The organism is Saccharopolyspora oryzae (assembly GCF_027853915.1).
Taxonomy (GTDB): Bacteria; Actinomycetota; Actinomycetes; order Mycobacteriales; family Pseudonocardiaceae; genus Saccharopolyspora; species Saccharopolyspora oryzae.
This window is the reverse complement of record NZ_JAQGLA010000005.1, coordinates 152,568-177,497: the sequence shown is the minus strand read 5'-3', so window position 1 is coordinate 177,497 and position 24,930 is coordinate 152,568. Positions and strand designations below refer to the sequence as shown.

Annotated in this window: 21 protein-coding genes and 1 pseudogene; 10 read left to right on the top strand and 12 right to left on the bottom strand. The window is 69.1% G+C overall.

Features of this window, described 5'->3' with window-relative positions:
• Nucleotides 1-44 precede the first annotated feature (44 nt).
• Together OU415_RS05675 and OU415_RS05670 are read right to left on the bottom strand one after the other, a co-directional pair.
• On the bottom strand, nt 45-1,193 hold the full coding sequence (locus OU415_RS05675) for an aminotransferase class V-fold PLP-dependent enzyme (protein WP_270947486.1): 1,149 nt from the start codon (nt 1,191-1,193) through the stop codon (nt 45-47).
• 93 nt (nt 1,194-1,286) lie between these two features.
• On the bottom strand, nt 1,287-2,249 hold the full coding sequence (locus OU415_RS05670; RefSeq protein ID WP_270947485.1) for a LacI family DNA-binding transcriptional regulator: 963 nt from the start codon (nt 2,247-2,249) through the stop codon (nt 1,287-1,289).
• Between the two features lie 107 nt (nt 2,250-2,356).
• Here OU415_RS05670 and OU415_RS05665 point away from each other — a divergent pair, with 107 nt between their 5' ends.
• The 5 genes from OU415_RS05665 (at nt 2,357) to OU415_RS05645 (ending at nt 8,407) form a co-directional block, all read left to right on the top strand.
• The gene (locus tag OU415_RS05665; protein ID WP_270947484.1) at nt 2,357-3,667 is read left to right on the top strand and encodes an NCS2 family permease; all 1,311 of its coding nucleotides are present in this window, start codon (nt 2,357-2,359) and stop codon (nt 3,665-3,667) included.
• Between the two features lie 16 nt (nt 3,668-3,683).
• A complete protein-coding gene (locus OU415_RS05660) occupies nt 3,684-5,378 on the top strand; it encodes an adenine deaminase (protein WP_270947483.1) in 1,695 nt (564 codons plus the stop codon).
• 122 nt (nt 5,379-5,500) lie between these two features.
• The gene (locus OU415_RS05655; protein ID WP_270947482.1) at nt 5,501-5,860 is read left to right on the top strand and encodes a YciI family protein; all 360 of its coding nucleotides are present in this window, start codon (nt 5,501-5,503) and stop codon (nt 5,858-5,860) included.
• The gene (locus tag OU415_RS05650) at nt 5,857-7,089 is read left to right on the top strand and encodes an RNA polymerase sigma factor (protein ID WP_270947481.1); all 1,233 of its coding nucleotides are present in this window, start codon (nt 5,857-5,859) and stop codon (nt 7,087-7,089) included. Before OU415_RS05655 ends, OU415_RS05650 begins: the two co-directional genes overlap by 4 nt.
• A gap of 46 nt (nt 7,090-7,135) precedes the next feature.
• Nucleotides 7,136-8,407, top strand: a complete 1,272-nt coding sequence (locus OU415_RS05645) for an FAD-dependent monooxygenase (protein ID WP_270947480.1) — start codon at nt 7,136-7,138, stop codon at nt 8,405-8,407.
• Between the two features lie 85 nt (nt 8,408-8,492).
• On the opposite strand, the gene OU415_RS05640 is transcribed toward OU415_RS05645, so the two are convergent.
• Both OU415_RS05640 and OU415_RS05635 read right to left on the bottom strand, forming a co-directional pair.
• On the bottom strand, nt 8,493-8,747 hold the full coding sequence (locus OU415_RS05640) for a DUF397 domain-containing protein (protein ID WP_270947479.1): 255 nt from the start codon (nt 8,745-8,747) through the stop codon (nt 8,493-8,495).
• Nucleotides 8,744-9,598: a helix-turn-helix domain-containing protein gene (locus tag OU415_RS05635; protein ID WP_270947477.1), complete on the bottom strand. Its 855-nt coding sequence runs from the start codon at nt 9,596-9,598 to the stop codon at nt 8,744-8,746. Before OU415_RS05635 ends, OU415_RS05640 begins: the two co-directional genes overlap by 4 nt.
• Nucleotides 9,599-9,723: 125 nt before the next feature.
• Here OU415_RS05635 and OU415_RS05630 point away from each other — a divergent pair, with 125 nt between their 5' ends.
• Nucleotides 9,724-9,924 (top strand): zinc finger protein, encoded by a 201-nt coding sequence (locus OU415_RS05630; RefSeq protein WP_270947476.1) that lies wholly within the window; start codon nt 9,724-9,726, stop codon nt 9,922-9,924.
• Entirely contained in the window at nt 9,921-10,151 is a 231-nt protein-coding gene (locus tag OU415_RS05625; RefSeq protein WP_270947475.1) for a hypothetical protein, read from the top strand. The genes OU415_RS05630 and OU415_RS05625 overlap by 4 nt, the downstream gene beginning before the upstream one ends.
• Before the next feature lie 440 nt (nt 10,152-10,591).
• Here the strand turns inward: OU415_RS05625 and OU415_RS05620 are convergent.
• The 5 genes and pseudogenes from OU415_RS05620 to OU415_RS05600 form a co-directional block, all read right to left on the bottom strand.
• Nucleotides 10,592-11,552 (bottom strand): annotated as a pseudogene (locus OU415_RS05620) (winged helix DNA-binding domain-containing protein).
• Between the two features lie 121 nt (nt 11,553-11,673).
• Nucleotides 11,674-12,318, bottom strand: coding sequence for a permease prefix domain 1-containing protein (locus OU415_RS05615; protein WP_270947474.1), 645 nt, complete (start codon nt 12,316-12,318; stop codon nt 11,674-11,676).
• A complete protein-coding gene (locus OU415_RS05610; RefSeq protein ID WP_270947473.1) occupies nt 12,315-12,638 on the bottom strand; it encodes a PadR family transcriptional regulator in 324 nt (107 codons plus the stop codon). The genes OU415_RS05615 and OU415_RS05610 overlap by 4 nt, the downstream gene beginning before the upstream one ends.
• 205 nt (nt 12,639-12,843) lie before the next feature.
• Complete coding sequence (locus OU415_RS05605) at nt 12,844-13,467, bottom strand: nitroreductase family protein (protein ID WP_270947472.1); 624 nt, start codon at nt 13,465-13,467, stop codon at nt 12,844-12,846.
• A gap of 62 nt (nt 13,468-13,529) precedes the next feature.
• The gene (locus OU415_RS05600; protein ID WP_270947471.1) at nt 13,530-14,669 is read right to left on the bottom strand and encodes a glycosyltransferase family protein; all 1,140 of its coding nucleotides are present in this window, start codon (nt 14,667-14,669) and stop codon (nt 13,530-13,532) included.
• Nucleotides 14,670-15,047: 378 nt separating this feature from the next.
• On the opposite strand from OU415_RS05600, the gene OU415_RS05595 reads away from it, so the two are divergent.
• From OU415_RS05595 to OU415_RS05585, 3 genes are all read left to right on the top strand, one after another.
• Nucleotides 15,048-16,316 carry an aspartate kinase gene (locus OU415_RS05595; RefSeq protein ID WP_270947470.1) on the top strand — a complete coding sequence of 423 codons (1,269 nt, stop codon included), beginning with the start codon at nt 15,048-15,050 and terminating at the stop codon, nt 16,314-16,316.
• Nucleotides 16,316-17,368, top strand: a complete 1,053-nt coding sequence (locus OU415_RS05590) for an aspartate-semialdehyde dehydrogenase (protein WP_270947469.1) — start codon at nt 16,316-16,318, stop codon at nt 17,366-17,368. Before OU415_RS05595 ends, OU415_RS05590 begins: the two co-directional genes overlap by 1 nt.
• 412 nt (nt 17,369-17,780) lie before the next feature.
• Nucleotides 17,781-19,256, top strand: a complete 1,476-nt coding sequence (locus OU415_RS05585; RefSeq protein ID WP_270947468.1) for a gluconokinase — start codon at nt 17,781-17,783, stop codon at nt 19,254-19,256.
• Between the two features lie 233 nt (nt 19,257-19,489).
• Here the strand turns inward: OU415_RS05585 and OU415_RS05580 are convergent, their stop codons facing one another.
• The 3 genes from OU415_RS05580 to OU415_RS05570 all read right to left on the bottom strand — a co-directional run bounded on the left by OU415_RS05580 (nt 19,490) and on the right by OU415_RS05570 (nt 24,680).
• Nucleotides 19,490-21,283 (bottom strand): dynamin family protein, encoded by a 1,794-nt coding sequence (locus OU415_RS05580; protein ID WP_270947467.1) that lies wholly within the window; start codon nt 21,281-21,283, stop codon nt 19,490-19,492.
• Nucleotides 21,280-23,094: a dynamin family protein gene (locus tag OU415_RS05575; protein ID WP_270947466.1), complete on the bottom strand. Its 1,815-nt coding sequence runs from the start codon at nt 23,092-23,094 to the stop codon at nt 21,280-21,282. Before OU415_RS05575 ends, OU415_RS05580 begins: the two co-directional genes overlap by 4 nt.
• Nucleotides 23,095-23,246: 152 nt before the next feature.
• Nucleotides 23,247-24,680 carry an IniB N-terminal domain-containing protein gene (locus OU415_RS05570; RefSeq protein WP_270947465.1) on the bottom strand — a complete coding sequence of 478 codons (1,434 nt, stop codon included), beginning with the start codon at nt 24,678-24,680 and terminating at the stop codon, nt 23,247-23,249.
• Nucleotides 24,681-24,930: the final 250 nt, after the last annotated feature.

The following is a 24,930-nucleotide window of genomic DNA, read 5'->3' as shown; positions in this document are numbered from 1 at the left end:
CTAACTCGGCCGAGTGGTATCGCCCTTGCCGAAATCCCGAGCTGTCAGGAGACTTCGTGGAGGGTTGCGTGGAGTTGTTCGGCGGCTTCCCAGACGTCGACGTAGCGGAGCCAGGCCGGGGCGAAGCTCAGGCGGAGGAGGTCCGGTTCCGCGTGCTCCACGACGACGTCGCGGTCGAAGAGGGCGTCCGCGATGTGCTCGGCGTGCTGGTGGCGGAGGACCAGCTGCGAGCCGGTGGGCGAGGTCGACCGAACGATGTCGATCTTGGTGTCCGCGCAGAAGTCGTCCAGGCGGTCCAGGAACAGCTGGACCAGGCCGGCCGTCTTGGCGGCCAGCGCTTCCGCCGGGATGCCGGTCAGGATCGACAGCCCGGTGCGGAGTTCGGAGACCGACAGCGTCGATGCCGTACCGGTGAAGCCGTCGGCCAGCGGGTGCTGCACGCCAGCGCGGGTGCACACCGGGAAGGCGTCGTTGTGCCGGTCGGCGACGAAGGAGTAGGCGGGTGCTCCGGCCCCGCCGCCCAGGTAGCGGTGCCCGCAGCCGATGGCGAAGTCTGCGCGCCAGCCGCGCAGGTCCACGTTCAGCGCACCGGTCGAGTAGCTCAGGTCCCACAGCGCCAGCGCGCCGTGGCGGTGGATTTCGGAGGTGATAGCAGCGGAATCGCGCACTGCGCCGGTCCGCAGGTCGGTGTGCGACAGCACCACCACGGCCACTTCGTCGCCCGGCAGGGCGGCGAGCTCGGAAATGTCGTCGAACAGGTGCAGGCGGCCACCGATGTAGTCGGCGGCGGACTGGGCGAGGAATCGGTCCGCGGCGAAGCAGTCCCGTCCCATGGCGAGGATCGACCGGCCCGGGCGCAGTCGTGCGGCCGCGAGCAGGGCTTTGAACAGGTTGATCGACGTCGATTCGCCGACCGTGATCTCCTTCGGCGCGGCGCCGATCAGCGGGGCGAGCGCGATCGCGGCGAGCCGGGCTTCGCGGCGCCAGTCGGATTCACCGCGCGGGCGACCGGTGTGCGGTCCGCGCCGGTGCATGACGAAGCGGCGTAGCCGGTCGGTAGTGGTGCGCGCCGGTCCGCCGCTGTCACCGTCGAGGCGGATCAGGCCGGGTGGCAGGTCGTAGCGGACGCGCAGATCGGCGAGCACATCGGCATGGTCGAGCGCTTCGGCTGTTGATCTGGTGCTGGTCCACACGCGTGAATTCTTACCGCATTTCCGCACGTAATGTAACGAGGGAGGCGGCTGAATCCCGAATTTCGAGTGAATTCACACTTCGCGATCGGATGATCAACGCGGCGCTGCGGTGGTCTTGCCGATGACGAGGTTCACCGGAACCGAGCGATGGCGCGGTTCCGGTGAGCGTCCGTCGACCGCGCTGAGCAGCATGTCGACCGCTGACGAACCGGCCTCTTCGGAGGGCACGTGCAGCGCGGTCGCTTCCGGGACGGCCAGGCCGAGACCGGCGATGTTGTCCGCGCAGCACACGCTCAACGACTCCGGCACCTGGATGCCCAACTGCGCCAAGCGGTACAGCAGGCCGAGGAACAGCGCACTGTTGTAGGCCACGGCAGCGGTGCATTCGCTGTTCAACAATGTGTCGACGATGTCGTTGCCGGCTTCGAAAGTCGGTGGCAGCGGTCCGAAAGCGACGACCTCGTGCCCGAACCCGCGCTGCAATCCCTCCAAGCGGCGCGGGTCGGCCCACGATCCGCGCGGTCCGCCGAGGTAGGCGATCCGCCGGTGGCCGAGCTCGGCCAGGTGCGCGCCCAGTTCGTCGAGCCCGCCAGGGGTGTCGAGGAGCACCGACGGCACGCCGCGCACCCGCCGGTCGACCAGCACCAGCGGCACGTCCAGCGAGGTGAACAGCGAACTCGCGCCGCGCGGGGCGATCGCCAGGAAACCGTCCACCCGGTCGCGCATCCGGTCGATCAGCAGCCGTTCGCGCTCGGGCGATTCGTCGGTTACCACGACCAGCAGGTCGTTGCCGGCTTCTTCGGCGGCGCGCTGCGCACCGGCGATGATCGGGGCGTAGAAGGGGTTGGTCAGGTCCGGCACCAGCAGCGCCAGCAGGCGGCTGCGGCCGGTCGCGAGGGCTTGCGCCGACGGGTGGTAGCGGAAGCCGAGCTCGATCGCGGCGTCGCGGACCCGCTGCCGGGTGCGCTCGGCGACCATCTCCGGCCGCACCAGCGCACGCGACGCGGTCGCCACCGACACCCCGGCCTTGCGGGCCACGTCGGCCAGCCGCGCCATCGAGTCCTCCCTCGCGTTGTTTGACACCTTCATACCGCGCTGCTTAACCTCCCTGCAATCGCTTGCAATGCAAACGCTTGCAACGTTCACCAGGGGAGTCGCGACCGATGGTCGATGTGAAGCGGGCGAAGCTGGACCGCTGGTTCGGCTTGGCCGAGCGGGGCAGTTCGGTGCGCACCGAACTGCTCGCCGGGTTGAGCATGTTCTTCGCCTCGGCCTACGCGGTCGTGGTCATCCCCGGGATGCTCGCCAAGGCCGGGGTGCCGCACGAGGCGGCGACCACCGGCACGATCCTGACGATCGTGCTGGCCACGGCCGCGGTCGGCTTCTTCGCCAACATGCCGTTCATGCTCGCGCCGGGCCTCGGCGGCACCGCGCTGGTCGCCGCCACGCTCATCCAGCAGCAGCACGTGCCGTACCCGGTGGCCATGGGCATGGTCTTCTGGTCGGGCATCGCGATCCTGGTGCTGTCGGTGCTGGGCCTGCGCGGACTGCTCGCCAAGGTGATCCCGGACAACATCCGGCTGGCCATCGGCACCGCGATCGGCCTGTTCATCGTCTACGTCGGGTTCAAGCTCTCCGGCATGCTCGAGCCGACCGCGAAGGGCCTGGACATCGGCGATCTCGGTTCGGCCGAGGTGCTGCTCGCGCTGGGCGGGATCGTGCTGGTCGCCGCGCTGCAGGCGCGGAAGGTGCCCGGCGCGTTCGTGATCGGCATCGTGGCGCTCACCATCATCGGCATCCCGCTGGGCGTCACCGAGCTGCCCGACCACTGGTTCCAGGCCCCGGCCGGCCTCGGCCCGGTGGCCTTCGACATCGACGTCTGGGGCGCGCTGCGACCCGAGTACCTGCAGTACCTGTTCGCGTTCTTCGCCTCGGAGCTGTTCTCCGCGACGGGCGTGGTGCTGGCGGTGACCGAGCGGATCGGGCTGACCCGGAACAGCGACCGGAACATCAACCGGACGTTCCTGGTCGACTCGGTGGCGATCACCGGCGGCTCGCTCGTCGGCGCCCCGTCGGTCACGACCTACGCCGAGTCCGCGGCCGGTTCCGACGCGGGCGGTCGCACCGGCCTGACCTCGCTGACCACGGCCGGGCTGTTCCTCCTGCTCCTGCTGCTGACGCCGTTCGCGACGATGATCCCGTCCGCGGCGACGGCCCCGGTGCTGATCGTGGTCGGGCTGAGCATGATGCGCGGCTTCCAGCGGGTCGACCTCAGCGACCTGACCGAGGCGGTCCCGGCGGCGCTGCTGGTGACGTGCACGATCTTCTGGGGCAACTTCGGCAACGGCATCGCCGCCGCCCTCACCGCCTACGTCCTGATCAAGGTGGTCGCGGGCCGGTGGCGGGACGTCCACCTGGGCATGTGGATCCTGCTGCCGTTCCTGCTGCTCTTCTTCTTCACCAACGCCCACTGACCGGAAAGGGAGAGGCATGGCTGACCTGCGGATTTCCGGTGGGCGCGTGGTTTCGACGTTCACCGGGGAGGTGTTCGAGGCCGATGTGCTGATCACCGGCGAGGTGATCAGCGGTGTGGTGCCGCCGGGGGCCGGGCCGGAGGCCGGCGAGGTGATCGATGCGGCGGGCCGGCTGGTCGTGCCCGGGTTCATCGATGCGCACATGCACGTCGAGAGCTCGTTCACCACACCGGCCGCCTTCGCCTGGTTGACGTTGCCGCGCGGGACGACGACGGTGCTCGCGGATCCGCACGAAATCGTCAACGTCGCGGGCAAGGCCGCGATGCGGTGGATGATCGAGCAGGGCGCTCGGAGTCCGCAGACGCAGCTGTGGGGTGTGCCGTCGTGCGTTCCCGCGCTGGCCGGGATGGAGTACTCCGGCGCGCACCTCGACCCCGAGGACGTGGACGAACTCCTCGGCTGGGACGGGGTTTCCGCGCTCGCCGAGGTGATGGACTACCGGGCTGTCGTGGCCGGTGACCAGCGGATGCACGACATCGTGCGGGTCGCCCGGGAGCGCGGGACGATCCTCGACGGGCATTGCCCGAACCTCTCCGGCGAGGAGCTCAGCGACTACCTGGCCACCGGCATCGACTCCGACCACACCAAGAACAGCCCCGAGGTCGCGGTGGAGAAGGCCCGGCTCGGCATGACGGTGATGTTGCAGGAGAAGTGCCTGCTCCCGGAGGTCGTCGGCGCGTTGACGGCGTTGCCGCAACTGCCGCCGCTGTGCCTGGTCACCGACGACCTCGCCGCCGACCACATCGCGGAGAAGGGCCACCTCGACCACATCGGGCGGAAGGCCGTCGAAGCCGGTCTCGCGCCGCTGGACGCCCTGCGGGCCCTGACCTGGAACCCCGCGCAGCGCCTGCGCAAGTACGACCGGGGCGTGGTCGCCCCGTCCAAGCGCGCCGACCTGCTGCTCCTCGACCGAGAGCTCCAGGACTTCGCGGTCCACACGGTCATCGCCGGCGGCACCGTGGTGGCCCGCGACGGCGCCGCGACCTACCCCGAGCCCGACGTCGAGCACCCCTTCGCCGGTTCGGTGCAGATCACCGACATCGCCGCGGACGAGTTCCGCTGGCACCTCGACCTCCCCGACGGCACCCACAAGTTCCGCGCCCTGCAGGTCAACCCGGTCGACACCTACACCCGGGCTGCCGAGGTCGAGCTCGAGGTCGTCGACGGCGAAGTCCACTGGGAGGGCGAAGTCGCGCTCCTCTGGGTCCGCAACCGCCACGGCCGGCCGAACACCGCGTGCGTCCCGGTGATCGGCATGGACCTCGCCGACGGTGCCCTGACCACGACTTATGCCCACGACAGCCACAACTTCGTCACCTTGGGGACGACCCGGCGAGCGATGCGAGCCACCGCGGAAGCGGTGCTGGCCGAGGACGGCGGAGTGGCGGTCGCGCACGCCGGAGGCGTGGTCGCGCGACTGCCGCTGGCCGTCGGAGGCGTCATGTCGGCGGAGCCAGCGGCGGAGGCCGTGGCGGGCAGCCGCCGAGTGCGCGAAGCGCTCGAGGCGTGGGGGTGGCGGCACGCGAACCCGTTCATGAGCGTGTCTACGCTGACGCTGGCGGTCTCGCCGAGCGTGAAGATCACCGACCTGGGGCTGGTCGACGTCCTCGCCCGCGACTGGACGCCGCAGGTCCTCGACTGCTGCCACTGATCCGTCGTCGCTGGTCAGCGCCTTCTCGAAGAAAGATGTGGTGAGATGTAGAGGTGCGGCCTCGTGCTCCGACTGATGGTCGGGAGCGCGCCGAGCGGGCGTGCGGGACGGGAGGACACCCGATGAAGTACGTCGCGATGATCTACGGCAACCAGGCCAAGTGGGACTCCTTCCCGGCGGAGCAGTGGCCCGAGGCGATCGCCAAGCAGGATGCCTTCAACACCAAGTACCGCGAGACCGGCGAGCTGATCGGCGCCTACGGCCTGGCGGACGCGGCGAACGCCCAGCTCATCCGCCGCAAGGACGGTGCTCCGGCGGTCACCGACGGCCCGTACCTGGAGACCAAGGAGTACCTCGCCAGCTTCTACCTGCTCGACTGCGAGAACCTCGAGCGCGCGCAGCAGATCGCCGCGGACATGCCCTTCGCCGATCAGGAACCGGTCGAGCTGTGGCCGATCCTGCACGAAGCGGGAGACATGTGAGGAGCGTCGAGGACCTGCTGCGCGAGCTGGCGCCGCAGGTCCTCACCGCCCTCGTCCGCCGCTACGGCGTCTTCGACTCGTGCGAGGACGCCGTGCAGGAGGCGCTGCTCGCAGCGGCGTTGCAATGGCCGGAGGGCGTGCCGGACAACCCGCGCGCGTGGCTGGTCACCGTCGCGTCGCGCAAGCTCGTCGACCAGATCCGCAGCGATGCGGCACGACGACGCCGCGAGGACTTGACCACTCCGCAGTCCGAGCTGCTCAGCACCGCAGAAGCTCAGGACGACTCGCTGGAGCTGCTCTTCCACTGCTGCCACCCGGTCCTGTCCGCACCGAGCAAGATCGCGCTGACCTTGCGCGCGTTCGGCGGCCTCACCACGGCGCAGATCGCCGCCGCGTTCCTGGTGCCGGAAGCGACGATGGCGCAGCGCATCAGCCGCGCCAAGCAGAGCATCCGGGGCGAAAGCCTTGCGATGCCGGAGGAAGCGCGCGACGGGCGGCTCGCCGAGGTGCGGCACGTGCTGTACCTGATCTTCAACGAGGGGTACACGACCACGGGCGGATCCGATCTGACCGCACCGGAACTGTCCACCGAAGCGATCCGCCTCGCCCAGATGCTGCACCGCTTGGTGCCCGACGACGCCGAAACCGCAGGTCTGCTCGCTCTGATGCTGCTCACCGACGCACGTCGTCCGGCGCGCACCGGACCGCACGGCGAGCTGATCCCGCTGGCGGAACAGGACAGGACCAGGTGGGACAGCGCGTTGATCGCGGAGGGCATCGAGCTGATCAGCCGCACCCTGCCGCGCGGCGAGGTCGGCCCGTACCAGCTGCAAGCCGCGATCGCGGCAGTGCACGACGAAGCGCCGGACGCGAAAAGCACGGACTGGCCGCAGGTCCTCGCCCTGTACGACATCTTGGCGCAGTTCGGGCCGAACCCGGTGGTCGCGCTCAACCGAGCGGTCGCGGTCGCCGAGGTCCACGGCCCGGAAGCTGCGCTCGGACTACTGGAAGCACTGGCCCGGGACAAGCGCATGGCCCGCCACCACCGCCTCATGGCCACGCGCGCGCACCTGCTCGAAATGCTCGGTCGGCACGCGGAATCCGTTGCGGCGTACCGCGATGCGGCTCGGCATACGACCAGTGCCCCCGAACGGCGGTACCTCGCTGACCAGGCACAACGGGTTGAGGGGGTATGCCGCGAATCACCCGGTGGGGGAGTGATAAGTTGATCAGTTTCCCTTTCGATCGACGTGATCGATCCGTTAGCTTCCGGGCATGGGAGAGGGAAGCGCGGGCCGAGTGCTCGTAGTCGGAATGGGAGTGAGCGGTACCGCCACCGCGGCGCGATTACGCGCGGCCGGTTGGACGCCGGTGATCGTCGAACGAGCGGCGCAGCGGCGGTCCGGCGGGTACTTCATCGTGTTGTTCGGCGCTGGTCACGAGGCTGCCAAGAGGTTGGGGATCCTCGAGCACATGCACGACCGCGCCGGGTCGAAGGACAACCTGGACATCGATCGGCGCGGCGGCGCGAGCGCGAGCGCGTCGTTCTCGGATCTGCTGGGCGATCCCTGGCTGATGCTGCGCGGCGACGTCGAGCAGGCGGCTCACGCTGCGCTGCCGGACGACGTCGAGATCCGGTTCTCGACGGTGCCGACGGCGATCGAGCAGGACGCCGACGGCGTCGACGTGACGCTGCTCGACACGACGTCGGGCGCGGAGACGACGGAGCGGTTCGACCTGGTCGTCGGCGCGGACGGCGTGAGGTCGACGGTCCGGTCGCTGGTCTTCGGGCCGCACGAGGACTACCTGCAGCGGCTCGGATACATGATCGCCGCGTTCGAGTGCCAGAACACGCCACCGGGTCTCGTCGAAGGCCAGAGCGCCACCATGCTCGAACCCGGCAGATCCATGTGGATCTTCGCGTTCTCCGACCACAACCCCACGACGCTGCTGACGTACAAGACCGACGACGTGGACGCGGAGTTCAGCCGGCCACCGGCGGAACGCCTTCGCGCCGCCTTCGGGCCGGAACCGCTGGGCGAGTCCCTGACCAGTGCTATCGCCGAGTTCGAGGCCAGCGATCAGGCGGTGTTCGACTCGGTGGAGCAGGTCCGCATGGACTCCTGGCACCGCGGCCGGGTCGTGCTCGTCGGCGATTCCGCTTGGTGCGTCACGCTCTACACCGGCATGGGCGCGTCTTCTGGCCTGATGGGCGCGGATCTGCTGGGCACTGCGCTGGAACAGCACGACGACGTCGAAACCGCCCTGGCGGAGTGGGAGCGCTCGCTGCGCCCCTACATCGACTTCTACCTGGACAAGGCCGCTGAGCAGCGCAAACTGTTCGTCGCGGACAGCCGGCTGGAGATCCGGATCCGCAAGCTGACGTCGATGCTGGCGAAGGTCCCGTTCTGCAAACCCCTGGTAGCGCGGATGCTGCAGATCGACTCGATCCTGGAGAACAAGGGCGCCGACATCATCGACAAGATGCTGACCACCCTGTCCAAGCCGAACCGCCGCCGGCGCGACTCAGTCGCAGAGTCCGCCTGATCGGGCTCCGTCGCGGCTGCCTCCGTCTCGTGAGTGTTTTGGGGTGCTATGACGCCCCAAAACACTCACGAGACGAAACCGCAGGTCAGCGCGTGAAGCGACCAGCTTTGACGGCGCCGACGAAGTCGGCCCACTGGGCGGGAGTCGTGACGAAGTACCCGCCGTCCCGATCCTTCGTGTCCCGCACAGCGGCGCCGCCGGATAACGCCCCAACCTCAACGCAGTTGCCGTTCGGCTGGCTGTAGCTGGGCTTTCGCCAGGATTCCGTGCGTCCGACTTCGACGCAGGAGTCCGTGTTCTGGCTGTAGCTCGATTTCCGCCATCCGCTCACTGAAGTCATCGTGCTGCCTCCGTCTCCTTGCGGACCTTGGCGATGTGCTGCTTCGACTGTGCCGCATCCAATGCCGCTTTGAACACTGTCTCGGCAGCTTCCCGGTAAATGTCGATGTCTGCGGGCTCGTGTAGAAACAGTCCAGACCTGCGGTTTTCGAGGTGGACTGCGGGCGGTGCCTCATCCGACTCGATCAGTACGAAAAGGCCTTCCAGCGCTGGGTGCCAACCGCTTTCGAACGGAACGACGCGAACCTCGATGTTGTCCAGTTCCGAGAGATCGAGCAGGTGACCGAGCTGGTCGGTCATAGCGTCTCGGCCACCGACGACCTGTCGAAGAGCTGCTTCGCCGATTGCAGCTTTGAGCTGGACCGGCTTGTCATTGCGTGTGATGGCTTCGCGTCGGCCGACTCTCACCGCAATGCGCGTTTCCACTTCTTCTGGAGGCACGCCACCAGCTGTCATGATCGCTCGAACGTAAGCCGTGCTCTGCAGCAATCCGGGGATGAGCAACGGCGCAGCGTGTGTGATTGTCCGTGCTGTCCTCTCGAATTCGAGCAAGGCGCTGAGCTGCTGGCGCTGTTCGGGGAGGCTGACCGCGAGCCAGTGCGGGTCGTTCGCGCCCTCGGTCATGGCGAGGATTTCCTCGTACTTCTCGCCGGTCACGCCGAGTGTCGTCAGAACCCTGGCTATGTCAGCGGGTTTTGGGCATCTGTCACCGGTTTCCCATCGGGAGAGCGTTCCGGGTGGGCACTCGATCTGCTTCGCCAGTTGCCGCAAGCCGAGGCCTTGGTCCTCGCGGGCAGCGCGAAGTGCTGCGCCGAGGGCGCGAGCCTTGGGAGTTCGAGTGTTTCCAGCCATGCAACGTAGATTACCTTTCATTTTCGCACTTCAACATCACCCGATTCGGGAGTAGAAGCCCCATATCTTCGGTGATTCCATTGATCCCGGAATCAACGGAGACGATCTGGAAGGCGGGTTTGCCGATGTATCCGTTCCACTGGGTTCCTGCGGAGGGTGAGCGGCACGCGAGTCTGGATTCCCGGCCGGGTGGTGGGTATCCGACCGGTATGGAGGTGTCGACGCTGTGCCGGAAGCAGCTGTCGGCGGACAACTCCGAGGTCGGATGGCTGTGGTCCACCTGCCGCGACTGCAACCTCACAGCTCACCGAATGGCCGAGGGATGAGCGTCGACACCGCCTCGCTGGCCGTGCTGTTGCGCCGTGCTCAGTGGCTGCTCGACGACTTGGCGCACGACGTCGGCGGTGGCCGTCTCGACGCCGGAGATCTCACCGGCACCGCAGCGGTGCTCGACGAACTCGCCTTGCTGCTGAAGGAAAAAGCTCCCCTGGAAGGAACAGTCGAATGCTCACAGCTCTCCCTTATCTCGCTGCCGTCCCCGCGACGGTCGTGATCGCCGTCGTCGCGACCTGGTGCTCGTACCGCCCGCAACACGCAGGAACCGGCGATGGCGCGCTCACCGTCTGGCAACTGGTCGCAGAAGTCGAAGCGGAGCAACGACAACGCGAACGAACCGGTCGACACCGCCTCCGCGAACCAGACCCGCCAGCCCCGGAACCACCCGCGGACCCCGGCCCATCGCAGGAAGTGCAACGCCGGATTCTCCAAGCCCTCCAACGCCTCTGACCCTCGGGCCGAAGCCGGAAACCCCCGACCCGGCACCAGGCCCGAGCAGGCCGGTCGGTGCGCCTCCCTCCCTGCGCACCGCACGCCCACCCCCCCACCTGGTACAGAACCCCAGGTACAAATGAAACTGCGATTCGCCGTGGCTGAGGTTTGCAGTTTCAATTGAAACTGTGGTCCCCAGCGCCGGACGGCGGAGCACCAATCCGGTCAGCGAGGTGATGCGGCGATCCGGACGCGGGTGTTCTCGCCGTCGGAGAGGAAGGCCGCGAGTTCCCGCCCCTGCTCGGCGACTTCGGTGCGGTCGGTTCGGGAAAAGCGGTGCAGCGGGGTGACGTTCACGGTTCCGTCCACGACGTTCCAGGTCGCTGCGACCCGCCCGTCGACCAGGACGACGCGTTCGCCGGCGACCGACAGGCCGCGGTGGTCGTCATCGATGATCCGGCTGCGGTCCTGGTAGCCGAGGATCGCGTTGTCGAAGGCCGGGAGGAACCGGACCGGTGCGGGCGTGTTGGGATCGGGGCGCGGTGCGTCGGGGAGGTCCAGCAGTTCTCGGCCCCGCTCGTCGCGGAAGGAGATCAGCTCCTCGCGGATCGCGGACACCGCGCCCGGCAGCCCGGCCAGACCGCACCAAGCGCGCAGGTCGGCCGATGTCGCGGGACCGAACGCGGCGAGGTAGCGCCGCACCAGGGCCTCGCCGACCGGATCGGAGCCGTTCTCGGGCAGCGGGTCGACCTCGCGTCCGAGCCAGGAGGCGACCGGGAGGTTGCGCGCTGCTCCTTTCTGCCGCCAGAGCCCGCGCGGTGGCAGCTGCACCATCGGGATGAGGGCGGCGACCAGCACTTCTCCCAGCGCCCGTGTCCCGGGTTCCGGCCAGCGGTCGGCCAGTGCCCGCGCGAGCTCCGGCATCGTCGTCGGCGGTGACGAGGTGGACGGTCCGGCGCATCAGGTGGGTCCGGACCACGTGCCGCTCGACCAGCAGGTCCGAGAGCACCGCCGGGTCGAACCCGCGCAGCCGGGACCAGAGCCCGACGAACGGTTCCTGCGGTTCCTGCGCCTGCAGGCCGCAGAGGTGCGCGACGGCATCGAGCACCGGCGCGTCGGAGCGGTCGAGCAGCATCTGCCGGGCGAGCGTCGCACGGTTGAGCGCGCGGGCGTCGAGAACGGTCATGCTGCGATCTCCCCGCGAGATTTCAACGGTGATCCCTTCGGATTCGAGGAACCGAACAGCACGACCATGCCAGCTGAGCAGGACAGGTCGTGTCCTCGTCTCCGGCAGGGGGAGGGTCGCCCTAGCTGGAGGTTTCGAGTTCGGTGCGGCGGACGCATTCGCGGCAGGCGCGGGCCGACAGCGCCAGCACCACGTGCGAGCCGATCGCGATCACGTAGGACACCGCGATCAACGGCCACGCGATGTGCAGCGGCGCCGTCAGCGCCAGCACCACCGCGGCGAACGGCATCGCCACGCTGGCCGTGCCGCACGCCCAGCTCACGAGCATCGGCAGGCCCTCCGGCACGGGGACCCAGCGGGTCAGGACACCGGTGGCGGCGAGGGCGCCCACTGCCAGCGCTGCCGCCGTCGTCGCGACGGCGAGCATGAGCTGCGCCGTCGTCGGGAGTTCCCAGTCCTCGGTGGTCCAGGTCAGGTGGCCTGCGGTGATCAGGAATCCGACGACGATGACCAGGTTCGTCGAGGTCTGGCGGGTCTGGGCGATCGTCAGCTCCTGCTGGCAGCTCGGCGCGATCTCGTCGACCGTGCCGAACTCGCGCAGCGCCCGGTCGACGGCCTGCTCGTGCGGGACGCCGCAGCTGGTCTGCGCGTCGATGGTGTCGGCGAGCCCATCGCGGATCTCGTCGACCATCCGCGACTTGACCCGCGCCGGGCCGCGCAGCGCCGCCGACAGCTCCGCCACGTACTGCTCCACGCGGTCGCTCATATCGCACGCCCGGGGTTGAGCACCGAGCCGATCGCACCGGTGAACCACGCGCTCCGCTTGGTTCCCAGGCCGCGGCGCCCGGAGTCGGTGAGCTCGTAGCAGCGTCGACGCCGCTCGCCGATGGACTGCCAGCTGCTGCGCAGCATCCCGAGCCGTTCCAGCCGGTTCAGCGCCGGGTAGATCGTGCCCGTGCGCGTGGCCAGCGCGCCGCCGCTGCGCCGCTGAACAGCGGTGATGATCGCGTAGCCGTGCAGCGGGCCGGATTCGAGCACTGCGAGCAGCAGCCCGTCGAGGTGTCCTCGCACCGCATCAGCCCTCATGGCCCGACACCATAACCGGCGAGGCCCTGGCCGCCCATCCGTTCGTGAGCGTTCTCGCTCACGAACGGAGGTGCTCTGATCAGCTCGGATCCTTGATGCTCCAGACCGCGTCGACGACCGCTGCGCCCATCTCGCCCAGGCCGAGAAAGCTTGCGCCGGAACCATTTTCGTTGCTCAACTTCGACACCCCTCGCCGCCGGCTGAGTCAGAACAGCGGCTGGCCCCAGGTGTCGGTGAAGACCAGCTCGTCCAGCGGCTTGCGGATGCGCTGGCGGAGCTCCTTCTCCTGGAGCCGCTCGGGCATGCCCTCCAGCGTTCCGAGGGCGCCGACCGCGACCGCGACGATCGGCTCGAACTCGGCCGGGATGCCGAACTCGGCGCGCGCCGCGTCCCGGTCGAACCCGGCCATCTGGTGCCCGTAGAGCCCCTCGGCCACGGCCTGCAGCACCAGGTTCTCGGTGGCCAGGGCCAGGCCGTACTCGCCGTAGGGCATCGGCTCGCCGTCCTCGTCGACCACCCGGGCCACGCCGATCGCCAACGCGGCGGCGTTGCTGGTCCAGCCCTTGTTCCCGCGCGACAGCGTGCCGTGGATCCGGTCGAAGGTCGGCTCGCCGCGACGCGCCGCGATGTAGCGCGCGGGCTGGGTGTTGCCCCACGACGGAGCCCACCGGGCCGCCTCGAACAGCGCGGTGAACTGCTCGTCGGTCAACGCCGTCGACGGATCCAGCGCGCGCGGGCTCCAGCGCTCGGCCAGCAGCGGGTGCACCGGCACGGAAGTCTCCGCGGGCTTGCTCGCCGGAACCTCCAGCGCGTACTCCTCAGCGGTCACGGCCACCTCCCGGGGTTGTCGCCCGCGAGTCTCGCGTTCCCGGCCCCTGCTGTCCACCGCTGTCAGATCGCGTACTGCCAGGCGGTGAGGGAGTAGGCGCCGAACCAGGAGCCGAAGAAGACGATCAGGACCGCGGTCGTCACCGCCGTGCTCATCCGGCGCCGCGAGAGGCCGATCGCGACCGGGATGAGCAGCGGGAACGCCGGCAGCATCAGGCGGACCTTGGAGTACATCAAGCCGTCCGAACCCAGGTCCAGCACCAGCACCGCGGCGGCGAACAGCAGCAGCGGCCACGGCACCCGGCTGCGCAGGAGCAGCACCAGCAGCACCACGGCGGTCAGCACGATCCACGTCGTGAACGTCTCGAAGACCGACTTGTCCGTGGTCAGCGATTCGAGGACGAATTTCGCGGTGACGACCCCGCCGTCGAAGTGCGACGACCAGCCGCGCTGCTGGAGCGCGAAGTACCCGGTCAAGCTGCTGGTCTGCACGCCGACCCAGCCGATGTAGAGCAGCATCCCGCTCGGCGCGAGCAGCAACGCCAGCCACGGCCGCCAGGTGTCCTTGCGCTGCACGATCGCGATCAGCGCGGCGAGCCCGACCACGCCGACCAGCGCGGCGGCGGTCGGCCGCACCAGGCCGGACGCGGCGCAGCACAGCCCCGCCAGCAGCCAGTTCCGCTCGATGACGCCGATCAGCGCCCAGATCGCCAAGGCGCAGAACAGCGCCTCCGAGTAGGCCATCGACAGCACCACCGACATCGGCGCCGCCGCGAACAGGACCACCAGCAGCAGCCCGACCCCGTCGGACCCGCCGAGCCGCCGTCCCAGCCGCGCCAGCCCGTAGGCCGCGGCGACCCCGCAGGCCAGGCTCGCGATGATCGCGCCGCCGGTCGCGGTGACCCCCGGGATCAGCGCGAACGCCATGATCAGCAGCGGGTAGCCGGGGAAGAACGCCAGCGGCGTCTCCGGATAGCGGTTGCCGAACCCGTCGACCATGCTCGGGTCGACGCCGCCGTAACCGTGCTGGGCGATCTCGAGGTACCACTGCCCGTCCCACGCGCGCAGGTTGTCGAGGAGGGCCTCGTCGTTGGCCGCGGACAGCCAGGCGAGCACCAGCAGGCCGATCAGCCGAATTGCGAGGTAAACCACAGCCGGCGCGGCGGCGATGATCAGCCGGCGCTGCCGGGGTGAGCTGTCCAACAGTCGATCCAGGGACCTGAATCCGGATTGTTTCCGCTGGGTAGCGGTGCTGTTTCCGAAATCTCCCCTGGGTGGCTCGATCGCACCTGGAGTGGTGGACAACCCAGTCCTCCGCGCTTGTCGACAATCGAGGTTCACAGCGTAGTGGCGGAGGCTGGGGCTGGGGTCGGGCGGTATCGGTTCGGTAGGCTAATCCGGCAGCGGAGCGACCTGCTAGAAGGCCGTTTCGGCCGGTCCGGCCGACGCTGCCCGACTGCTGTGGGTCGCTGGGGCATTCCGCGCGCCCTTCGTGGTGCGTCGGCGCTCTTCGCCACCGGTGTCAGTGCGGGGACAACCCGTGCCCGGGACGACCGCAGCGGTCGAGGAGGTTTGTTTCACGTGGCGCTCGTCGTCCAGAAGTACGGCGGTTCCTCGCTCGAGAGTGCCGATCGCATCAAACGGGTGGCCGAACGGATCGTCGAGACCCGCAAAGCGGGCAACGACGTCGTGGTGGTCTGCTCTGCGATGGGTGACACGACGGACGAGCTGCTCGACCTCGCCAAACAGGTCAACCCATCGGGCCCACCCGAGCGCGAGCTCGACATGCTGCTGACCGCCGGGGAGCGGATCTCCAACGCGCTGGTCGCCATGGCAGTCGAGGCGCTCGGCGCCGAAGCCCGCTCGTTCTCCGGGTCGCAGGCCGGGGTGATCACCACCTCGGCGCACCAGAACGCCCGGATCATCGACGTCACGCCCGGCCGGGTGCAGGAGGCGCTGGACCAGGGCCAGGTCGTCCTGGTCGCCGGCTTCCAGGGCGTGGCCCAGGACACCAAGGACATCACCACGCTCGGCCGGGGCGGCTCGGACACCACCGCGGTCGCGGTGGCGGCGGCCATGAACGCCGACGTGTGCGAGATCTACACCGACGTCGACGGCATCTACTCCGCCGACCCGCGCATCGTGTCCAACGCCAAGCGCCTCGATCACATCACCTACGAGGAGATGCTGGAGATGGCGGCCACCGGCGCGAAGGTGCTGCACCTGCGCGCGGTCGAGTACGCCCGCCGCTACGGCGTGCCGCTGCACGTCCGCTCGTCCTACTCGCCCAAGCCCGGTACGACCGTGTCCGGCTCAGTGGAGGATCTTTCCGTGGAACAGGCCATGATCACCGGCGTCTCGCACGACCGGTCGGAGGCGAAGGTCACCGTGCGCGGTGTGCCCGACAACCCCGGCGTCGCGGGCCGGATCTTCCGCGTGGTCGCCGACGCCGAGATCGACATCGACATGGTGCTGCAGAACGTCTCCAGCACCGACTCCGGTCTCACCGACATCACCTTCACCGTGGCGCGCAGCAACGGCGCGGTGGCGGTCGCCGAACTGGAGAAGATCCAGGACGAGGTGGGCTTCTACAAGGTCGTCTACGACGACGAGGTGGGCAAGGTCTCGCTGGTCGGCGCCGGGATGCGCTCGCACCCGGGCGTCACCGCGACCTTCTGCGAGGCGCTGTCCAACGCCGGGGTGAACATCGACATCATCAACACCTCGGAGATCCGCATCTCGGTGCTGATCCAGGACACCCAGCTCGACGACGCCGTCCGTGCGCTGCACGAGGCGTTCGAGCTCGGTGGCGACGAAGAGGCTGTGGTTTACGCGGGGAGTGGTCGCTGATGGCACCGACGTTGGCAATCGTGGGTGCGACCGGCGCGGTCGGCACCGTGATGATCGACATCATCAACAACCGGGAATCGGTGCCGTGGGGCGAGATCCGGTTGATCGCCTCCGCCCGATCGGCGGGCAAGAAGATCACCGTGCGCGGCGAGGAGCACACCGTCGTGGAGCTCGCGCCGGAGGCGTTCGACGGCGTGGACATCGCGCTGTTCGACGTGCCGGACGAGGTCTCCGCGCAGTGGGCGCCGGTGGCGGCTGAGCGCGGCGCGATCGCGGTGGACAACTCGGGTGCGTTCCGGATGGACCCCGACGTGCCGCTGGTGGTGCCCGAGGTAAACGCCGACAAGGCCGCGGACCGCCCGAAGGGCATCATCGCCAACCCCAACTGCACCACGCTGTCGATGATGGCCGCGCTGGGCGCGCTGCACCGCGAGTTCGGCCTGCGCGAGCTGGTCGTCTCCTCCTACCAGGCCGCTTCCGGTGCTGGTCAGGAAGGCATCGACCGGCTGCAGGCGGAGATCGCCGCGGTGGCGGGCAAGGGCGTCGGGGCGCGCGCCGGTGACGTCGCCGAGGCGCTGGCCGCGGCCGGCCTGCCGGCGGAGACGCCGTTCAAGGCGCCGCTGGCGCTGAACGTGGTGCCGTGGGCGGGTTCGCGCAAGGACGACGGCTGGACCTCGGAGGAGCTGAAGGTCCGCAACGAGTCCCGCAAGATCCTGGGCATCCCGGAGCTGAAGGTCTCCGCGACCTGCGTCCGCGTGCCGGTCGTGACCACGCACTCGCTGGCGGTGCACGCCACCTTCGAGCGCGAGGTGACCGTCGAGCAGGCGCACCGGGTGTTCGAGGCCCAGCCGACGATCGTCCTGCAGGACGACCACGACAACGGCGTCTTCCCGACCCCGGCCGAGGTCGTCGGCGAGGATCCGACCTACGTGGGTCGCGTCCGCCAGGCGCTGGACTTCCCGAACACGCTGGACTTCTTCGTCTGCGGTGACAACCTCCGCAAGGGCGCGGCGCTCAACACCTACGAGATCGCCGAAACCCTCGCGAAGTAACCGCTGGAGCGTTCGAGGCGCCTCCTTCCCGGTGTCCCGGGAGGGAGGCGCCTTTTCTTGCGCCACAACGGATTCAAGGTTCATTCGAACGTGTGTTCAAGTCCAATTCTCCTTGAACCCGCACCGCCCCTCTCGCCACAGTGGACCCGTGGACAACGTCGCGTGGAACTCGTTGATCTCGGACGAATTCGCGGCTCGCCATCGCGAACCGCAGGGAGGAGTGCTGAGTGGAGAGGGCAGTACTGGTGGGCGGAATCAGCGGATGGGGCTCGGGGGGAGGTGGTTCGTGGGTGACGTTCAACGCATTGCTGTGCGGGGTCGCGGCCGGTCCGGTGCGGATTGGCCCTGAGCTGGACGGCTTCTCGGTGCCCTGAGCGCACTGGCTGGTCGGATCGGCGGATAGGTTGGGGGCATGAGCTCTGCCCCGGTTGTTCTCGGCATCGATCTCGGCACCACGGCGACGAAGGTCGTCGCGGCGGGTGTCGATGCTCGCGTGCTGCACCACACCGAGCGCGGGTACCCGCTGCGGACCGACGAGCCCGGTGAGGCGACGCAGGACGCGGTGCAGGTGCGGGACGCCGCGATCGAGGCGTTGGCCGAGTGCGTGGCTTGGGTGAACGAGCACGGGCACGAGGTGGCCGGGCTGTCGTTCAGCACGGCGATGCACACGCTGGTCGGGCTCGACTCGTCCGGCGCTCCGGCAACGCCGGCGTTCAACTGGGCGGACACCCGCGCGGCCGAGGTCGCGGCGCGGATCCGGTCCGACCACGAGGCGTCCGCCGCGCTGCACCGGGCGACCGGGACTCCGGTCCACACCCAGTCGGTCATGGTGAAGCTGGCCTGGCTGACCGGGAGCCGCCCTGACCTGACCCGTGACGTGGTGCGCTGGTGCGCGCTGAAGGACTTCGTCGTCGCGGACTTCGTCGGGGAACTCGTCACCGAGTACTCGCTGAGCTCGGGCAGCGGACTGCAGAACATGTCCACGCTGCAGTGGCACGAGCCGGCGCTGGCGGTCGCGGGCATCCGCGCCGAACAGCTGCCGGAGATCCACTCGCCGACGACGACCATGCCGCTGAGTTCGCAGGTCGCGAAGGCTGTTGGGCTGCCGGAGGGGCTGCCGGTCGTGCTCGGCGGCGGTGACGGTCCGCTGGCCAACCTCGGGGTCGGCGCGGTGAACCCGGGCGTGGCTGCGCTGTCGCTGGGAACCAGCGGGGCGCTACGCGTGACCCGCGACAAGCCGGGCGTGGACGAGCGGTGCCGGACGTTCAGCTACGCGCTGGCCGACGGGCTGTGGGTGATCGGCGGAGCCGTGAGCAACGGCGGTGTCGCGGCGCAGTGGGCGTCCGAGGCGTTCGGCGTGGACGTGGCGGACCTGCTCGACGAAGCCGCAGCCGTGCCGCCCGGTGCGGAAGGGCTGATCGCCCTGCCGTACCTGCTCGGCGAGCGCGCGCCGTGGTGGGAACCGGGCCTGACCGGCTCGTTCCTGGGGCTGCGGCGCTCGCACGGACGCGCCCAGATGACCCGCGCGGTCATCGAGGGCGTGGCGCAGCAGCTCGCGCTGGTGCTCGACGCGGTGCGCGACTCCGGGGCGGATGTGCACGCGGTGCGGGCCACCGGCGGCGGCTTCCGGAGCCGGGTCTGGGCGGACGCCATCGCCTCGGCGCTCGACATCGAGCTGGACCTGGCGGAGGGCAGCGGCGGCTCCGGTCTCGGCGCGGTGCTGCTCGCCTGGCGAGCCCTCGGTGAGTTCGACTCGCTGGAGCGAGCCGCCGAACTCGTGGTGCCGGAAGGCAAGGCCACTCCGAACCCGGAGGCGGCCCGCCTGATGGCGAGGCGGCGACCACTGGTCGAGCGCCTCCACGAAACCATCCGCGACCTGCCCCTTTGATCCGGAGCGGTGCACGCCGCCGACCGGGTGAGCCGAGCGCCACTCCGCATTTTTCTTGACTCATTCCAGAGTGTTCGTGCGATACTGATGACCAGCTGCTGACTGCGGCAACCACCACGCACGAAGGCCTGGAAGCCCCCGACTTCCAGGCCTCCTTGCTTTTCGGTCGATCGCTCCCGGCGGTGACCGCCGGGAAATCCGGGAGCCGGTGCAGATGAGTCCACTGTGGATGATCAGTGGCGCGAGTGGGCCCCTGGGGAGTCTGGACCGCCTTGGGGGGCTTGGTGCTCTTCGCGGCGGCGACGGCCTTGCCGGGGTTCGCTGCGGGGCTGGACTATCTGCGTTTGTCCTGGCCGGGGGTAGGACTGGGCGTCCTGGGAAGGCGCGGATCGGGCGCGCCGACCCTGCTGGGGTTGTGCGGCCTGCGTGGGTTGATGCTGCGCCGCCTGCGGTTGAGCCGCCTGCGGTTGAGCCGCCTGCGGTTGAGCGGCGTGTGGCTGCGCGGCGTGTGGCTGGGCCGCCTGAGCTTGAGCCGCCTGCGGCTGGGCCGCCTGAGCCGCTTGGGCGGGTTGTGCGGCCTGGTTGACGATCAGGCGTTCGCAGCTGCGCAGGACCGTGCGGACCGCTTCGCGGTGAATGCGGTCGTGCAGCGGGTTCACCGACTGCACGCGCCAGCGCGCCAACGCCGCTGCCGCTTCGCCGGCCAGGTCCGCCGTCAGCGTCGTTTCGTCGCGGCCCAGCCGCTCCTGCGGGCTCGTGCCGAACGCGCCCAAGAGGCGCTTCGCCTCCGCCTGGAGCGGGCGCGCGAAGCGCACCTGGCCGGAGTCCAGCTCGGACAGCAGCCGCAGCTCGTTCCACTCGTGCGCGTTGGCCAGCAGCCGCTCGAACTCGCCGCGCAGCTGCTGCACGCCGGGACGGGGATTGGCGCGCAGCACCATGTCCACCGCCAGCATCGCCGAGCGGGCGCGCAGCGCGTCCTGGCGCTCCACGAACTGCTGGTGCACGGTTTCGTGCAGCGAGTTCAGGCCGCTCTCCTCGAGCAGCGCCGACCGCAGCTTCTTCGGCTCCGTCGTGCCGCTGCGCAGCAGTGTCAGCGCGCGCTCCAAGCCGAACTGCCCGAACCGCTCGAACAGCTGCTGCCGGATGGTCCCGGGAATCGACTCGATCTTGCTGTTGATGAACCGGTCCGCGGACAGCAGCAGCGCTTCCAGGTCGTTCTGGGACAGCCGGGCGAGGTTGCCCAGCGCGGTGAACTCCTCGTCGGTCATCGTCGCCACCGCCTGCCCGAGCAGGCCGACCACCGGGATCAGGTGTTGCGCGAACGAGCGCAGGGTCGGGTCGTTGCGGTAGCGCTCGGCGATCCGCTCGGCGGCTTGCAGCGCTTCCGGTCCGCCGCTGCCGGTTTCGTCGGCGCGGGAGAACGCGACGATCGTGCTGATCGGGACGCTGCGGGCGGTTTGCAGCTCGTTGACCGACTGCAGGAACTGCAGGTCCGTCTGCCGCGGGTAGCGCGTCAGGTACAGCACGGCGTCGGCCTCGGACAGGATCTGCGCCAGCGCTGATCGCCCGGTCTCCTGCACCGCGGCCGAGGCCACGCCCGGCGTCTCGATCAGGGTGATCGCCTGCAGACCCGGGGTGGGCGATTCGATCACCAGCCGGGAGACCTCGTCGGGCCGCCAGTGCTGCAGGTCGCGGATGGTGCACGCGTCCAATGTGGACACCGGGACGTTCTGCACCGCGCCGTGCGGGGTGTGGATCAGGATCTTCGGCTCGGGCCCGTACTGGTAGAACGTGCTGACCTGGGTGCGCTCCTCGGCGTCGGTGGGGGCGAGCTCGGCGCCGACCAGCGCGTTGATCAGCGTCGACTTGCCTGCCTTGACCCGCCCGCTGACGGCGATGCGCAGCGGTTGGTCGAGCCGTTCCAGCCGCCCGCGCAGCCAGGTCGACGTGCGCGGGTCGTCGCGGTAGAAGGTCATCGTGCGGATCAGCAGCGCACGGGCGCGGTCCAGCAGCGCTTCGCCCGTCATGCCGCGGTGATCCGCTTCTGGGTGAGCATGGTGACCTGGCGGCGCAGCGAGGTGATCTCCTCCAGCTTCTGCCGGATCTCCCGCGCGCGCTGGTCGCGGTCCACGGCGCTGCGCTCCGCGGAGCGCTTGATCTCCTGGATGGCCCGGCTGACCTCGGCCTGGGCGTCTTCGGTGATCTGCATGTAGTGGCTGTGCAGTCCTCGGTGCACGGTGCGGATGGCGGTCTTGGCCTCCCGGTTGACGTGGAAGATGACCTGCTCCACGTGGCGCTGCACGGAGGTCTTGACCTCGGCCTGTCGGCGGCGCAACCGCGAATCCTTCTCCTCATCGAGGCTTTTGACGCCGAGCAGCACGCCCGCCGAGATCGACACGACGTTGAACAGCCCGAGGCCCAGGCCGAGCGAGGTCATCATGCCGAACATCAGCACACCGCCGTAGGAACCGCGCAAACCGGTGAGGAGCTGGTCGGACTTCTTGTACTCGGAGCGCGCCGGCAGCTTCACCTCCGGCACCTCGTCCAGCGGGTCCGGCGGTTTGATGCGGTCCAGCTCAGGAGCGTTGGCGTCGTGCTCGGCGCGCATCTCCTCGGCGACGATCTCGGCGAGCTGCGCCCGTCGTTCTTCCAGCCACTGGAAGGTCTCCACGATCGCATCGGTGAGCCGGTCGGCGAGCCACGCCCGGAACTCGTCCCAGACCACCAGCGGGTCGGCGGTCTCGAAGATCTCGTTGGCCTCGTGCATGACGGCCCAGCTGCGCTCGCGGAAGTCGAACTCGATGTCGGCGTAGAGCTCGGAGATGCCGTCGTTGAGCGCCTTCTGCCAGCGGTTGGAGACGCGGCGCAGGTCTTCGGCGCGGCGCTGCGCGGTTTCCAGCTCGACCAGGGTTTCCGCCGCGGTGCGCGGGTTCTGCGCGGCGAGTTCGGCCTTCAGCGAGTCGTTGACCTGGGTCAGAGCTTCGGAAACGTTGTGCGCGACCAGGCGCCGGGTGAATTGCTCGTGCTTGCCGGCCAGTTCGGTCTGCAGGTATTCCACCAGCGGTGGAAATCCGGATTCCGCGTTGAGCGTGCTGTTCTTGGCCTGCATCGCGCGCATCCGGATGTTGGACGAGACCGGGAAGAGCTTGGCCGAGATGCCCGCGTTCTCCAGGTGCCTGCGGTTGACCTCGAGGACTTTCCGCCAGTGCGGGGTGCGGTCGATCTTGGGCATCACCAGCGCGACGTTCGGGCACAGCGCGGTGGCCTGCTTGAGGAACGAGAGCTCGTTGGTGGTCAGCTCCTGGGTGGCGTCGGAGACCATCAGCAGCGCGTCGGCCTCAGCGACCACGGCCAGCGTCGTGGCGGTCAGCGACGAGGACACGCTGCCGACGCCGGGGGTGTCCATCAGCGCGAGTCCGTTTTTCAGCACTGCGCGTGGAATGCCGACTTCGCCCCGGGTGACGGGGCGTCCGCTTTCGAGCGCGCGGTCCAGGTGTTCGCGAACCTGCTCGATCGGCACCGGCATGCGGTCCAGCGCCGCCGGGCCCTGCCGCGGTTCGTGCTCGATGAGCAGCGCGGTGGGTTCGTCGGCGTAGCGCACGAGGGTGGGCACGGTGGTGGTGACGTCGTCGCCGGAAGCGCACACCGGGGCGTTGACCATCGCGTTGACCAGCGCGCTCTTGCCCTGCTTCGATTCACCGACGACCAGCACGAGTTGGGTCGGATCCAGCACTCTGGTCCGGATTTGGCGCAGGCGGTTGTGCAGATCCGCGCGCTGCTGCTCGGCGCATTCCGCAGTCGCGCGATCGATCAGTTCCACCAACGCCGTCTCGATCACGGCGTCGATTGTGGCGGCTCGTAGCGAATAGATAAACCCGATCGGTCGAACTCACACCGATTTGGTCGCCCACCGTCGTCGAAATGCCGTGGAAATGCACCGAATGCCGGGATCCGCTCGCACGGATCCCGGCATTCGGTCGCTCACTGCGTTCAGAGCAGGCCGTGGTCCAGCGGCAGCGCCGAGGTGGCGGTGTCGGCGACCTCGCCGACGACCGGCAGGCTGCTGACGGTGTCGGTGACGGTCTCGACCGGGGCGGCCGGGACCGCGGAGGTCACGTCGTCGACCGGCAGGGCGGAGGTGACGTCGTGGACCGCCGGCAGCGCGGAGGTCACGTCGCCGACCGGCAGGGCCGAGGTGACGTCGTCGACCGGGAGGGCCGAGGTCGCGTCGTCGACCGGCAGGGCGGAGACGTCGCCGGTGTCGGCGATGGCGCCGACCGCGTCGCCCACGACCGGGACGTTGCTGGCCACGCCGCCGACCACGCCGACCGCGTCGCCGGCGACCGGGATGTCGCCCGCGATGCTGGTGACGTTGCCCGCCACGCCGCCGACCACACCGGTCACGTCGGTGACGTCACCGTTGAGGGCGGTGTCGGCGATGTTGCCGACGACCGGGGCGCTGGTCACGGTGTCGCCAACGGTGTTGACGACGTCGCCGACGACCGGGGCGTTGCTGGCGATCTCGCCGACGTTGCCCACGATGTCGCCCACGACCGGGGCGTTCGAGACGATCTCGGTCACGCTGCCGCCGTTCGCGACGTTGGTGACGTCACCCAGCACGTTGCCGACGTTCAGGTCGCCCGCGACGTTGGTGATGTCGCCGGTGGCGACGTTGCCGACCACGTTGGTCACGTCGCCGTAGACCAGGGAGCCCGCACCGGCGGTCAGGTCGACGGTGGTGTCGAAGACGTGGTTGGTGGTCTCGTTGATCTCGGTGACCGAGCCGTAGGTCAGGTCGCCCGCGACGCTGGTGACGTCACCCAGGGACAGGCTGTCGCCGACCTGGCCGACGGTGTTGCCCACCGTGTTGCCGATGACGTTGTCGCTGCCGATGCTGTTGTCGCTCAGCACGTGGTGGATGCTGATCAGGTTGTGCGAGTCGTTCTGCTCGATGTCGACGTCGACGTTGTTGGTCGGGGCCTGCGGCTCGGGCAGGTTGGCGTCGACGTCGCTGTCCTTGCCGAAGTCGGCCGGCTGGGGGATGTTCTGCAGCATGCTCTGCTCTTCCTGATCTAGTGGGTGTGCGGGATGCAGTTCGTTGAACGCGACAGCCTGGGAGCTCGCAGCGAACTTCTCGACGCTGCTCTGGAGTGAGCGCCCGTACTCCGTCACCACCTCGACCGGCGCGTAGTCGAGGACCAGCGACGTGGCGTGCAGGACGTCCGTCGCGCTCATCGCCCCGAGCCCGGCCTGATCCAGCGTGGCTTGCGGATCGGCGTCGAAGGCCGACCGGGAAGCCGGGTCGCTGACGAGGCGCGTGAGGAACTCGTACAGCGTTGGCTGGTCCGGGTGGCCGGTGGAGTGCGTCCCGGGGTCTGGAGTTGAGGACTCGGCCCGATCGGTCGCGTGCTGAGGGCTCACCATCGTTGGGCCTCCCGATGCTCAGCTTGCTCGCCTGCGGTTTCCGAGTGAGGTCACGAGGTCCTCACCCCTGCGGCGATCACGCTATTGGGCGGGAGGCCCCTAGCCATCGGGTACGACTCCTAGTCACTGAAACCTCTATTAGGGGATCCACTAGGTGGTCCGTTAGGGGATCAGTTGGGGTATCTGATACCTGTGCGTAACCGAGCGCGCGCTAAATTGTGTCCACCCCGCGCCGCCATCGGTATCGCCC